This is a genomic window from Dokdonella sp. (assembly GCF_049593775.1).
GTDB lineage: Bacteria > Pseudomonadota > Gammaproteobacteria > Xanthomonadales > Rhodanobacteraceae > Dokdonella.
On sequence record NZ_JBAWHJ010000123.1, the window covers coordinates 1 to 13,457 of the forward strand.

The 13,457-nt window shown below is 60.6% G+C and carries 10 protein-coding genes; 7 read left to right on the top strand and 3 right to left on the bottom strand.

The window, feature by feature from the left end; genetic code table 11:
- The 7 genes from WBP53_RS03965 to WBP53_RS03995 form a co-directional block, all read left to right on the top strand.
- On the top strand, nt 1-261 hold a 261-nt coding region (locus WBP53_RS03965; RefSeq protein WP_423926161.1), incomplete at its 5' end, for an RNA recognition motif domain-containing protein.
- A 49-nt stretch (nt 262-310) separates the two neighbouring features.
- A complete protein-coding gene (locus tag WBP53_RS03970; protein ID WP_423926163.1) occupies nt 311-1,192 on the top strand; it encodes an alpha/beta fold hydrolase in 882 nt (293 codons plus the stop codon).
- Nucleotides 1,193-1,230: 38 nt separating this feature from the next.
- On the top strand, nt 1,231-2,289 hold the full coding sequence (locus WBP53_RS03975; protein ID WP_423926165.1) for an NADH:flavin oxidoreductase/NADH oxidase: 1,059 nt from the start codon (nt 1,231-1,233) through the stop codon (nt 2,287-2,289).
- Nucleotides 2,290-2,346: 57 nt separating this feature from the next.
- A complete protein-coding gene (locus WBP53_RS03980; protein ID WP_423926167.1) occupies nt 2,347-3,222 on the top strand; it encodes a pirin family protein in 876 nt (291 codons plus the stop codon).
- An 84-nt stretch (nt 3,223-3,306) separates the two neighbouring features.
- A complete protein-coding gene (locus WBP53_RS03985; protein WP_423926169.1) occupies nt 3,307-3,639 on the top strand; it encodes an Mpo1-like protein in 333 nt (110 codons plus the stop codon).
- Between the two features lie 20 nt (nt 3,640-3,659).
- The gene (locus tag WBP53_RS03990) at nt 3,660-4,061 is read left to right on the top strand and encodes an RNA-binding S4 domain-containing protein (RefSeq protein WP_423926171.1); all 402 of its coding nucleotides are present in this window, start codon (nt 3,660-3,662) and stop codon (nt 4,059-4,061) included.
- A gap of 204 nt (nt 4,062-4,265) precedes the next feature.
- Nucleotides 4,266-6,446, top strand: coding sequence for a tetratricopeptide repeat protein (locus WBP53_RS03995; protein ID WP_423926173.1), 2,181 nt, complete (start codon nt 4,266-4,268; stop codon nt 6,444-6,446).
- Nucleotides 6,447-6,607: 161 nt separating this feature from the next.
- Here the strand turns inward: WBP53_RS03995 and WBP53_RS04000 are convergent, their stop codons facing one another.
- The 3 genes from WBP53_RS04000 to WBP53_RS04010 all read right to left on the bottom strand — a co-directional run.
- Nucleotides 6,608-8,734: an acyltransferase family protein gene (locus WBP53_RS04000; protein WP_423926175.1), complete on the bottom strand. Its 2,127-nt coding sequence runs from the start codon at nt 8,732-8,734 to the stop codon at nt 6,608-6,610.
- An 8-nt stretch (nt 8,735-8,742) separates the two neighbouring features.
- Nucleotides 8,743-11,316 carry a DNA mismatch repair protein MutS gene (gene mutS, locus WBP53_RS04005; RefSeq protein WP_423926177.1) on the bottom strand — a complete coding sequence of 858 codons (2,574 nt, stop codon included), beginning with the start codon at nt 11,314-11,316 and terminating at the stop codon, nt 8,743-8,745.
- A 507-nt stretch (nt 11,317-11,823) separates the two neighbouring features.
- A partial coding sequence (locus WBP53_RS04010; protein WP_423926179.1) for a bifunctional diguanylate cyclase/phosphodiesterase occupies nt 11,824-13,457 on the bottom strand: 1,634 nt, incomplete at its 5' end.

Sequence of the window (13,457 nt, forward strand, 5' to 3'; positions counted from 1 at the left end):
ATTACCCTGAATGTGCGTGGATTGCCGCGCAGCATGACCGAAACGTCCCTGAACGAAATGTTTGAAAAGTTTGGGCGCGTCCACAAGCTCAAGATGGCGATGGATCCATTCAAGAACGAGTGCAAGGGCTTTGCCGAGCTGGCCATGGAAGGGCATGAGGCGCGTGCCGCCATTGCCAGCCTCGATGGCAGTTTCCAGGACGGCGGCACCTTGCGTGTCGGCCTGGCCAGCGCGCGTCCGGCGCGCGGCGGTCGTCGCTGAGGTTCCCGGCCTGTGAATTCCGGCGTATGCGCGTTCCGGCCTGCCTGAAGTGCGGGCCCTCCGTGTCTGCGCCAGCGACGGGGCCGAAGCCGATCTCTGCCTGACTGAAGCCCCGGGTGCGCGCTTTGGATTGCTCTGGTTGCCTGCACTCGGCGTCTCGGCACGTCACTACCAGGCGTTTGCGGGGGCACTTGCCGCGACCGGGGTGAGTGTGGCCGTGCACGAATGGCGTGGCGCCGGTTCAAGCAACATGCGCGCGTCACGTCAGTGTGACTGGGGCTATCGCGAGCTGCTCGAGTGCGATATCCCGGCCAGTCTCGAAGCGGCTCGCTCGGCTCTGCCAGAAGTTCGATGGATAGTGGCGGGTCACAGTATCGGCGGGCAATTCGCTTGTCTGCACGCGGCGTCCAGCCCGTCGCGGACCTCGGCGATCGCGATGGTCGCTTCCGGTTCACCGTACCTGGAGACGTTTCCTTCCCGCAGGCGCTGGCTGATGCGCCTGATCCCGCTGGCCGTGCACATGCTGACTGCCGTATGCGGCTACTACCCGGGAAAACGCGTCGGATTTGCCGGCACCGAAGCACGGACCCTGATGCGTGATTGGGTTCGCAGTGCACGCACGGGTCTATACGCTTCGTATTCCGGGGAAATCGAGATCGAGAAGCGCATGGGTGAATATGCAAAGCCCTTTCTCAGCATCCAGCTTGAAGACGATTCGCTGTGTCCGCCCGAATCCCGCGATTGGTTGCTTGGGAAATTCGGCAACGCCTCCATCGAGAGGATCGGCTTGCAGGCCGGAGATTTCGACAATCAACTGGCCACGCATTTTTCCTGGATGAAGGAGCCTGCTCCGGTGGCAAGCCAGATTGCAAACTGGATCGAACGCCGGATTGAACCGGATATTGATTCGCCAGCGGTCTCGGCGGCTTGAACTCACTTGCGGACTCTTCAATACCAACGGGGCATTGCATGAAACTTTTTGAACCCTATAGCCTGCGCTCCGTGCACCTGAGAAACCGCATCGTGGTGTCGCCGATGTGCGAATACTCGGCTGTTGAAGGTGTGCCGCAGGACTGGCATCTGGTCCATTTGGGAAGCCGCGCTGTCGGTGGCGCAGGCTTGGTGATTGCCGAGGCCACTGCGGTGGAAGCCATTGGCCGGATTTCGCCCGAAGACACGGGGCTGTGGAACAAGACCCAGGCAGACGCTTGGGCCAGGATCACTTCGTTCATCGCCGATCACGGCGCCGTTGCCGGAATCCAGCTCGCCCATGCCGGGCGCAAGGCCAGCACGGCGGCACCATGGGTAGAGGAACGTACAGTGGGTCCGGATCAGGGCGGATGGATTCCGGTTGCACCCTCCGCGCTAGCCTACTCGGCCAGGTATCCCGAGCCAGTGGCGCTCGATTCGGATGGTATCAACGCTGTCGTCGAGGCGTTTCGGTTGGCCACCATCCGTGCTGTCGACAGCGGTTTTCGACTGATCGAGATACATGCCGCGCATGGCTATCTGCTACATGAATTCCTTTCACCGTTGAGCAACCTGCGCACGGATGAGTGGGGCGGAAGTTTTGAGAACCGGATACGACTGACCCGGAGTATCGTTGCAGCGGTTCGCTCGGCCATGCCCGAATCGCTTCCGTTGCTGGTGCGCATTTCAGCCACCGACTGGGTGCAGGGTGGTTGGGACATCGAGCAAAGTATCGAACTCTCGCGGCTGTTGAAAACCGGGGGCGTGGATCTTGTCGATGTCTCCAGCGGTGGGCTCTCCGAGGATCAGGTCATTGATGCGGTCCCAGGCTATCAGGTGCCGTTCGCGGCGAGAATTCGAAAGGAGGCTGGCATCGCCACCAGTGCGGTCGGACTGATTACCGAGGCACGGCAGGCCGAGTCGATACTGGCATCAGGACAGGCTGATCTGGTTCAGTTGGCCCGTGAACTGTTGCGGGATCCATACTGGCCAAGGCGCGCTGCCGCTGAGCTCGGGGTTACGATCGAGCCGCCCAAACAATATGCTCGGGCCTGGTGAGGCGAGCCGATCGCTCGCGCAACCATTTTTGCGCTGTTTCAGCATTGGAGCGTGTCGATGAACAATTCCGGGCATCTTCGGATCGAAGCGAAAGAGCACGACCTTGGCGATGGGTTTGTCGTGCGACGCATGTTGCCGTCGGCGCGTCGGCGTACGGTGGGGCCATTCGTCTTCCTTGACCATGTCGGTCCCGTCGAATTGGCCCCCGGTCACGCCGTCGATGTGCGCCCTCATCCGCATATCGGCCTGTCCACGATGACCTATCTGTTCGATGGAGTTTTCACCCACCGTGACAGCCTGGGTGTTGTCCAGGATATCCGGCCCGGCGCGGTCAACTGGATGACAGCGGGCTGCGGCGTGGTGCATTCCGAGCGCACCCCCGAACCGGAGCGCTCTGCCGGGCATCGAGTTCACGGCGTGCAATTCTGGGTGGGCCTGCCGACGAGGGATGCCGAAGTCGAGCCATCCTTTTCGCATCATGCGGCCGAACTGCTTCCGGAATGGTTCGATGGATCCACGCGCATTCGACTGGTTGCCGGCGAAGTATCCGGCCGCCAGTCCCCTGTGCCGGTTCACTCGCGCATGTTCTGCCTGGATGTCGAGTTGCAGGACGGTGGATCACTGGCCATTCCGGATGAACATGCCGAGCGCGCTGTCCTGGTCGTTGACGGGCAGATCGAGCTGGATGGCGAATCGTTTTCCGTACATGACATGCTCGTCCTGCAGCCCGACTGCTTGCCCTTGATCGTTGCGCGAGATACGGCACGCGTGATCATTATTGGCGGCGATCCGCTCGATGGTTCACGCCATATCTGGTGGAATTTCGTCGCATCGGACCAGGGCCGCATCGACAAGGCCAAAGCGGACTGGCAGGCAGGTCGATTTGGCGAAGTCCCGGGCGAAACCGAGTTCATTCCCCTGCCAGACAGGTAGCCAGACCGCTTCACGCCGGTTTCGTCTTTTCGCTCGGGGTCGTATGCTGGTGTCCCGCTACGGAAAGGTTTCCGGAGAATCACGATGAGCCAATCCACGGCTGAAGAACCAGGCGCAAGACACTTCTCGAATTTTCGCGAGTTTTATCCCTACTACCTTTCCGAGCATGCCAACCAGGCTTGCCGGCGGCTGCACTTCGTCGGAACTTCACTGGTTATTGGTGTCCTGGTCGCCGCCATCGTGCGTGGCAATCCGATGTGGCTGTGGCTGGTGCCCGTACTGGGTTACGGGTTTGCCTGGGTCGGACATTTCTTCTTCGAGAAGAATCGGCCGGCTACGTTCAAGCATCCGCTATACAGCCTGATCGGCGACTGGGTCATGTACTGGGACATGTTGCGCGGCAAGATCAAATTCTAGAAGTTCGCGTACGCCAGCCGATGGCCGTTGAAACTGAAACAGCAGGTGTTCGACTGGATCTGTGGCTTTGGGCTGCACGTTTCTTCAAGACGCGCAGCCTGGCCAAGCAGGCCATCGACGGCGGCAAGATCGTAGTCAACGACACCGCCGCGAAGGCGTCTCGCGCGGTGCACGTGGGAGATCGACTCGGCGTAGTGCGGGGTATTGAGCGCATGCAAGTCGTTGTGCTCGGATTGAGCGCGAAACGCGGCCCAGCGTCGCAGGCGCAGTCGATGTACGAAGAGACCGCGGAAAGCATTGCCGCACGCGAAAGGGCAAGAGAACAGAGAAGATTGACGGGTGCCGGGCTGGATCACCCGGCTTCACGCCCCGACAAGCACTCGAGGCGTCTATTGCGAGACTTCAAGAAGAGTCGAGGGTAGTCGTCGGCGCAGAGGGATCTGCGGCGTGTCGGGCGGGTCCCTGAAACGCGTCGGTGTACCATTCGTCATGAATGGATTGCGCCCGGCTGGAAATCCGCAAGGACGTGTCGTCGGAATTGGCAATTCTGGCTCCGAAGGGCAGGGTCCATGTGGCTCATGCGGGTCGCCACCGCGACCTTGCCCTGAGATGCTTTTTCACACTGGATGATGATGCAGCGCTCGCTACTCCGTGAAACCTGGGCAGAACTGAGGCGTCGTCGCGTGGTACGTGCCGGCATTGCCTATGCCGTGGTCGGCTGGATCATCCTGCAGGTTGCCGAGATCACGTTCGAGCCGCTCGATCTTCCACCCTGGGCGCTGACCTGGACCGTGCTTGGCGTCGTGCTCGGTTTCCCGGTCGTGTTGGTCATCTCCTGGTTCTTTGATGTCTCAAGGCGGGGCGTCACCCGCGAGCGTGGCGTCACGGGTCATGCGGGTGCGGCGTTTGCGGTTGCGATGGTGCTCCTGGCTGTCGGCGGCAGCGCCTGGTGGCTGTATGGCGTCTACGCGCCGGCCAAGCTGCGACTCGGTAGTGCCAGCTCCGAGTCCGTCGTGGAAGCCGGGGTAAGCGCGGCACCCTCGAACTCGGTCGGGGTGTTGCCATTCGATGACCTCAGTCCAGGCGCGGACCAGGGGTTTCTTGCGGATGGAATCGCTGAGGAGTTGCTTGACCGGCTGGCGAGAAATCCGGGTTTGCGTGTGGCATCACGGACCTCATCGTTCGCATTGCGCGGACTCGCAAAAGACATGCGTGCGCTAGGTCGGCAGTTGGGCGTGCGCTGGTTGCTCGAAGGGTCTTTGCGCAAGGCTACAGGACGGGTTCGAGTCACGGCGCAGCTGATCGATACGAGCAACGGATTCCATGTCTGGAGCGATACCTACGAGCGATCCGATCAGGATCTGTTCGCCCTGCAGGATGAAATTGCCGCGTCCATCTCCGCCGAATTGTCGTCGCGAATCGAAGGCGTTGCGGCGGAGGCACCGGCGCAAGCCAATACCGGTAACCCGGAAGCCTTGCAGGCCTACCTCAAGGGCCGCGAGGCATGGCGCCAGCGGACAGCAGCATCGCTGGCGCTGGCCGAGACCATGTTCCTGCGTGCGGTTGAGCTTGATCCGGATTTCGCACGAGCGTGGTCAGGACTGGCGGATACCTACCTTCTGCAAGCCGACTATGGCCGGCGTTCGGATGCAGACGCTATCCAGCTTGCCGAGCCTGCAGCGGTCAGGGCGGTAGTGCTGGGTCCCCGATTGGGCGAAGCCTGGGCATCACTCGGGCTTTTGCGCATGGCAGCCGGTCAGTACAAGGCGGCGCAGAGCAGCCTCGAACAGGCGATGGAACTCGATCCGCGCTACGAAATGGCGCCGATGTGGCTGGCGACTGTCTACGGCAGCACCGGCAGGATGGACAAGAAGCGTGAGGTCCTGCTCAAGGCCGTCGAGATCAACCCGCTGGAGCCTGTGATCAACGTCAACCTGGCAGAGCTCACGTTCAACGGCGGTGATCCCGAGGGCGCTCTGGATCAGCTTCAGCGCGTTCTTGCGATCACTCCCGATAACGCTTCGCTGCTTCGGTCAGTTTCCTCCATCGAGCTCGTACGGGGAAACTATGCGGCAGCCATAGCCGCTGCACGACATGCGCTGCGGACCGATCCCGAAGGGCCAGCCAATATCCACGCGATGTTGCGGGTGCTGATGCAGATCGAGGATTTCGATGCAGCCAGATCGCTCGCGATGCGCCTACCCGAGGGCTCGCAGGATCGAGCCACCGCTTTGCAATGGATCGAATTTCGAAGGGGAGGGACCGAGTTGCTTCCGGCCATGGTCGAGGTGGTTGCCGACATTGCGACCCATCCATTCAGCGTGAGCAACAGGGAAACGCTTTCCCTGGCCGGCATGGTCCAGTTGCGCGCTGGACATCCGGAACTTGCTGCGGATTTGTTGAGCCAGGCTGCCGGACCGCCCGATCAGCTGGAGAGCAATCACGAGCTGATGGACCCGGCAAGCCTGCTGGTGGTGGCGCTGGAAGCGGCGGGTGAGAAGGAGCAGGCTCAGCGCTGGGGTGAGCCATTGCTGCGAATTGCAACGATGACCATCGAGCAGTCAGTTGCAGGGGTGCGGCGTCATATGCTCGAAGCGCTGGTGGCTGGACAAAACGGCTATCTTGAAGAGGCGGTCAAGGCTCTTGAAAAAGCCTATGACGCCGGATACCGCGATCGCTGGCAACTGTTGTATGACCCGCGGTTGGCACCATTGCAGGCTACACCCGAGGTTCACGACCTGCAGCAACGCATGGCACAAGAATTCTCCGCGGCTCGTGAGGCGGCATCCCGCGCACTGGCGCAATAAGTTGCTCCCGCACACCCGGCGATCCTGATGCTGCGCGATGCAGGGGCGAGTGAGTGTTGCTCGGAAAGCTCCGCTGTGCGGGCTTCAAGGTGTCCGTCGTGACTGCGTGGGCCTGATCACGTTGTCATGACGCGAACGCAGGCTCAGCCGAATTCACGGATCTAGCGGCTGGAATCGTGCTGTGTCTCTTGCAGAATGAATTCCGAAAATGACGGGTACAGGAGTCGATTGGCGTAGCCGCTGATGTGATCGCCATCGAAAAAGACGGGACGCCCCTCCAGGACAGCCGTGCACTTCAATTCTGGACAGAGCAGGAAAAACGGATCCCAGATCGATGCGCCTGTTACCTGCCGCGACAGTCGTCCAAGGCTTGCCATGACAGGGGATCGATAGGTTTCGAGGGTAGAGCGCATTATCGAAAGCCCATTGCTGCAAACCGGATTGGCAGAGTTGAATGGGTCCGAACACCGAAATGCAGGGGCTGGGAGCATCGGTTGGGGTGCTTCAAACACAACGCGCATACCCGCTTCGGCAAGCGGACGCAGTTGCGCTGATACGGAGAGCTCGGCATTGCGTCGAATTTGCTCGGCTGGCGCTCCGCTCAGCGAGTAGAGGGCGTTCGCCGTTGCTGGAGAACCATCCTGATAGCCCAGTCGATTCAGGCGCAAGGCGGCGAGAAACAGTACGTCGTCCGGTTTTGCACGTGTCGAGATGTCCTCGAGTATGGCCTGCTGTTGATCAGCGCAAGTCTGGCTTTCGGTACCGGATCGCAGGTTCGCATAGCTGCAGCCATCGTTCGGGTACAGATTGACCGTCGCGCCGGTGCGCAAGGTGTATTCGGTCAGCATCGTCACGAATGCAAGCGCATGTGAATCACCGAGCGCGTAGATATCTGGCGCCGATGTCGACGTATCCGCACAACCTGATCGCGAGTAGATCCGTGCATGCGCCAGTCCATTGCGCAAGTTGCTCTTGGCGACCATGCACTCAGGGAGATCTGGCAGATGCTTGATCGATTCCGGATACCAGTCCTCGGCGTTCTGCATGACGGTGCTGAGTGAGAGCGACGTTTTTCCCTTGATCATGCCCAGGGAAAGCGTGGCTGACACCGCGATGGCGGCGAGACCGGCCGCAACGACGCGGGTCCGTGGCCATTGTCGCAAATCCGAGGAATAGCGTAGTGGCATTTCCACATAGCGATAAGACAGTTCGGCAAAAGCGACTGTCAGCGCAAGTGCGACTCCCAATAAAACGAGGGTATCGATTCCGCTGGTCCAGCGCATCAGTACGAGCACCGGCCAATGCCACAGATACAGGGAGTACGAGCGCTTGCCAACATGGACCATTGCCGCGGTGCAGAGCACGCGGGACAAGGGTGATCGTGGGCCGCTCCGATACAGGAAGCCGAGCAGGCCGAGCGTTGCCAGCACCGGCAACCAGCCGCCGGGGTACGGAAATTCAAGCGGTTTTGAGCTCCAGAACGACCAGGCGAGCAATGCGAAGGACAGCGCAGCACCGGTTCCGTACATCCAGCCGCGTGCACCTGGTGGACGTGGCAGATCGCGACTCTCCGGCATGCACAGGTATAGCAGGACACCACTGGCCAGCTGCCAGAATCGAGTAGTGATCAGGTAGAACGCCGCACCCGGGTCACTCTGGGACCGTTGCCAGGCGTCACCCAGAGACGCCAGCAGGGCGAGGCCGAAAAGCCCGAGCGACAACTGACGCCAGCGACCGCCGCGGGTCCAGGCGAAAAACAACAGGGGGAACAGCAGATAGAACTGTTCTTCCACGCCCAATGACCAGGTATGGGTAAACGGATTGAAATCCGTTGAAGGAGAAAAATAGTTCTCGTCGTTGGCTGCCAGGTAGAAGTTGCTCAATCCGACAAATGCAAATAGCCCGGTGAGGTCATTGCTGGAGCTGAGCCAGGCGGAAGGGATAAAAAGCGTCGACGCCACGCTGGTTGCAAGCAGGCAGACGATCAGGGCCGGTGCGATGCGTTGCATGCGCCGTGCATAGAAGTAGGCAAGCAGATCACGCAATCCGCCTTGGTTCCAGCGGCTTACCGAGGCGCTGACGACGAAGCCCGAGATGACGAAGAAGACATCGACACCGGCAAAACCACCCGGCAGCCACGATTCACGCAGGTGATAGACAATCACCGCGATGACGGCGAGTGATCTAAGTCCGTCGACGTAGGGCAGATAGCCTGCCCGTGGCGAATCCGGCGTGGAGATGGCATCTTTCGTGATGTCGACATGCATCCCGTGGTCCGTCGGTTTCACGTTCGGCATCAGAGCATTTTCTTCAGGCGGTAGAGCGCTTCCAGTGCGTCGCGAGGACTCATCGAATCCGGATCCAGCGCGCGTACGGATTCCTCGATCGGCGATGGCGCAGGCGGGGCGAAAAGCCCGAGTTGAGGCGTTCCGCTGCCTGGTGATATCAAAGCAGGTGCCGTCGCGTTTCCTTCGGATTCGAGGCGGGCAAGCGTCGTGCGGGCATCATCGATGACTGACTTGGGCAACCCGGCCAGCGCCGCCACCTGCAATCCGAAGCTGCGGTTGGCCGGGCCTTCCTTGACCGCGTGCATGAAGACGAGCTGATCGCCATATTCCACCGCATCGAGGTGAACGTTCTCGATGCCTTCATGGGACTCCGGCAGTCGGGTCAGTTCGAAATAGTGCGTCGCGAACAGGGTGAACGCACGATTGTTCGTAGCCAGATGACTGGCGCATGCCTGGGCGAGGGCAAGGCCGTCGTAAGTGCTGGTCCCTCGGCCGATCTCGTCCATCAGTACGAGGCTGCGATCACTGGCGTTGTGAAGGATATTGGCTGTCTCGCTCATCTCGACCATGAAGGTCGATTGGCCTCGCGAGAGATCGTCGCCTGCACCGATACGCGTGAAAATGCGATCGATGGGACCGATTTCCGCCCTCGCCGCCGGCACGAAGCTGCCGATGTGCGCGAGCAGGACAATCAAGGCGTTCTGGCGCATGTACGTTGACTTGCCGCCCATGTTCGGACCGGTGACGACAAGCATCCGCCTCGTGTCGTTGAAAACAAGGTCGTTGGGCTCGAAGGGCTCGTCGCGGACCTGTTCGACCACCGGGTGACGTCCGCGCTCGATATGGATGCCGCTGGCTTCGGTCAGGGTAGGGCGACTCCAGTCAAGTGCATCAGCCCTGTCCGCAAGGCAGGCGAGGACGTCGAGTTCGGCGATGGCGCCTGCGGCAACCTTGAGTTCACCAAGGCGCTCGCCGAGGTAATCGAGCAGGCCTTCGTAAATTGCCCGCTCGCGCATTAGCGAGCGCTCACGAGCGGAGAGCACCTTGTCTTCGAACGTTTTCAGCTCTTCGGTGATATAGCGTTCGGCACCCTTGATCGTCTGCCTTCGCGTGTAGTGCGTAGGGGCCTTTTCCGCCTGGGCCTTGCTGATCTCGATGTAATAGCCATGCACGCGGTTGTAGCCGACCTTCAGTGTCGGTATTCCGCTTGCAGTCTTTTCGCGCTCCTCGAAATCGATAAGGAACTGGTCGGCATTCGTGGCCAGCGCGCGCAGTTCGTCGAGCTCCGCGTCAAAACCGCTTCGGATCACGCCCCCGTCACGTTGCAGGGCCGGTGGTTGCTCCACGGTTGCCGCGATCAGGTGGGCTGCGGTCTCGGCGTGTTCGCCGATGCGATCGAGCAAGTCGCGCAACAACGGACTGTCAGTTCCATTCAAGCGTTCACGCAAGGCGGGTGTGCGCGCCAGCCCGTCACGCAAGGTCGAGAGATCACGTGGTCGCGCCGAACGCAAGGCAACGCGTGCGAGGATGCGCTCCAGGTCGCCGATGCCGCGCAGTTCCTCGCGCAGACCTTCGACACAACCGCTGTCCATCATGGACTCGATCGACTGGTAGCGGCGATCAAGCGTTTCGCGGTCTCGCAGCGGGCGGTTCAACCAGCGGTGCAGCTTCCGTGCACCCATGGGCGTGACCGAAGTATCGAGCACGCCAAGCATGGTGAAATCGCGATTGCCGGAGGCATGAAAATCGAGTTCCAGATTTCGCCGGGTGGCGGCATCAAGGGCAATGGTGTCGTTGGCGCTCTGGACCGCCATTCCTGTCAGATGGGGCAGGGAGGATTTTTGTGTCTCCTCGACGTAGCCGAGCAGGCAGCCTGCCGCACCGATCGACAACTGATCGGGTTCCAGGCCAAACCCGGACAGGTCGCGTGTACCGAAGAAACGACAAAGCTCGCGCTGCGCCGACTCTGGATCGAAATGCCAGGGTGCGCGCTTGCGCAAACCCTTCAGGCTGGAGACGACCTTGGGCCAAGCGACATCCTCGGCGACCAGGGTTTCGGCTGGCTGAAGTCGGGCGAGCTCGGCCGCCAGCGCTTCGGCGCCTTCGACCTCCCCAAGCAGGAATCGGCCCGTGGTCAGATCGACCCAAGCAAGCCCATAGCCGTGGTTGCCTGCGGCAATGGCCAGCAGGAAGTTGTCACGGCGCTCCTCGAGTAGCGCCTCATCAGTGACCGTGCCAGGCGTGACAATGCGCACCACCTTGCGCTCGACCAGCCCCTTCGCCTGTGCGGCATCGCCAATCTGCTCGCAGATAGCCACGGACTCGCCAAGCTTCACGAGGCGCGCCAGATAGCCTTCTGCAGCATGGTAGGGCACGCCCGCCATCGGGATCGGCGCACCAGCCGACGAGCCGCGTTGGGTCAGGGTGATGTCCAGCAGGCGTGCAGCCTTGCGTGCATCGTCATAGAAGAGTTCGTAAAAATCGCCCATGCGGAAGAACATGAGCACATCCGGATGCGCCTGCTTTGCTGCGAAGAACTGCCGCATCAGCGGTGTATGCGGAGAGGGGTTTTCAGCACTCATGCGCGGTCAAGCCGTTTGGAACGTCCATGGGTCACATCGATTGGAGAAGGGCAGCGCGAAACGCAGGAGGAAGCCGGCAAGCGGGTGCACGAGCACGCCACATGATTATCAACTTCCCTGGTAGCGGCGACATGATCCGCGAATTGAAGATTTTTTTCATGCCCATCCGGTTCTGCATGGGCAATTCGAATGGCCGTGGTTCTTGCGTCCGCCCAGATTGACACGGAAGCGGCCATTGCATGCCAACGACTCTACTGCAGGGCTGAATGACCGGTTTCCGGAACGATCGGGGTGTATCGATTTCGTGCCTGCCGGGATGCCGGGTCGTCAGGGCATCCGATAGGACAGGAGTAGCAATCCACCCAGGGTCCGGCTCGATGATCAGGCCTGTTTCCCGAGCAGTGGGTCGGACCCGCAACTCCTGTCAGCAAGGAGACCGGGGAGAATGATTGTGTTTCATTTGACGAAGTAGCCGAGGTCAGGGATTCATGGTCGGCCTGGGTGGGGCTAGTCGAGGGCCGGAATGAAGCGTCGGGCAAACTCCTCTTCCGGTAGCGGATGGCCGAGGAGGTAGCCCTGCAGTTGATCGCATCTCAGCAAGCGCAGCAGTTTCATCTGCTCTTCTTCCTCGACGCCTTCAGCCACCGTTTGCAGCGATAGCGAATGGGCCAGATTGATGATGTTGGTAACCAGGCCCATGGACTCCGGGCTTTGCGTCATGAGGGCAACAAAGGATTGATCGATCTTGATCATGTCCACGGGTAGACGGGCGAGGTAGTTCAGCGACGAATAGCCTGTTCCAAAGTCGTCTATTGCGATCCGGCAGCCCAGTTCTCGCACCGATTGCAATATGGTCATGCTTTGTCCGATGTCATCCATGAGCAGGCTTTCGGTGACTTCGATGTCCAGCGGCTGGTTTTCGCTGTGCTCCTGGAGCAGCTCGGTACACTCCTCGATGAAACGACTATGGCGAAGCTCCCGCGACGAAACGTTGACCGCAATGCGCAGGTCTGCTTGCCGTTCGCGCCAGGACAGGGCAGTGCGCAATGCTTCGCGCATCACCCAGCGACCCACTGGCACGATCATTTCGGACTCCTCGAGTATCGGGATGAACTCCGACGGCGATATCATTCCACGCTCGGGGTGAGGCCAGCGCAAGAGTGCTTCGGCACCGACCAATCGGTGTGTGGCGGCATGGAACTTCGGCTGGTAGTACAACTCGAATTCCAGATTCTCGAGCGCGCGCCGCAAGTCGGATTCCAGCGCAAGTCGTCGCGCAGCTCGGCCCCGAAGCTCCTCGTTGAAGACGTGAACCTGTACGCCACGTCGGGATCCCTCGAACATCGCTGTCAATGCGCTTTGCTCAACTGCCTCGGCTGTTTCGCCGTGCTCCGGCATCATGGCCAGGCCGCCGCGCAGATCAATGCGGATTTCTTCGTCATCCAGGGTGAACGGCTGCCGTGAGAACGTTCGGATCATGTTCTCAAGCCTGCTGCCTTCGGAGTCGGCGTTCCCGCTGCCTGGATAGGCAAGGGCAAACGAGTCAGCTTCGGTATGTGCTACCAGGGTGTTCTCGTCTACCAGTTCGCACAAGCGCTTTCCAACCTGTTGAAGAAGCCGGTCGCCGAAGGCTCGGCCGCGCGACTCGTTGATCGCGGAAAAGTGGTTGATATCCAGGATGGCAATGCTGACCAGGGGGCTCTTGACCAGATCAGGGATCCTGGCAAGGAAAGCCAGACGGTTGTAAAGGCCGCTTACCGGATTGTGGTACGCGAGGTATTCCAGTCTCTCGCCCTTGGCCATGAACTCCACGGCATAGTCGATCTCGTCGGTCAGATGCTGGAGCAGGTCGATTTCCTCTTCGTCGAACGCCTGCGGCTCGTTCGCGTAGAGCCCCATAACGCCCCATAGGGGGGTGCCAATGGGTAAGGTGGCCTGCGAGCAAATGCCGATCCTGGCCATCTCGGCTCGTCGCCCCGGGGAAATTCCAGCGTCACTCGAGTAGTTGCGAACAATGACCTTTTGCTGCTCTTGCAAGGCCCGCAGCGCTGGTCGATTCTCCAACTCCGTCGAGTCTCCGGCAGCTGACGTCCCTAGCGTGCCGATGAACTGGATCAAGGGCGTATTGCCGGACCTGTGAG

Excerpts from the sequence above, each read along its gene's own strand:
- WBP53_RS03985 (WP_423926169.1), top strand. The coding sequence starts at position 3,307 with ATGAGCCAATCCACGGCTGAAGAACCAGGCGCAAGACACTTCTCGAAT.
- WBP53_RS03975 (WP_423926165.1), top strand. The coding sequence starts at position 1,231 with ATGAAACTTTTTGAACCCTATAGCCTGCGCTCCGTGCACCTGAGAAAC.
- WBP53_RS03990 (WP_423926171.1), top strand. The coding sequence starts at position 3,660 with ATGGCCGTTGAAACTGAAACAGCAGGTGTTCGACTGGATCTGTGGCTT.
- WBP53_RS03980 (WP_423926167.1), top strand. The coding sequence starts at position 2,347 with ATGAACAATTCCGGGCATCTTCGGATCGAAGCGAAAGAGCACGACCTT.
- mutS (WP_423926177.1), bottom strand. The coding sequence starts at position 11,316 with ATGAGTGCTGAAAACCCCTCTCCGCATACACCGCTGATGCGGCAGTTC.
- WBP53_RS03995 (WP_423926173.1), top strand. The coding sequence starts at position 4,266 with ATGATGATGCAGCGCTCGCTACTCCGTGAAACCTGGGCAGAACTGAGG.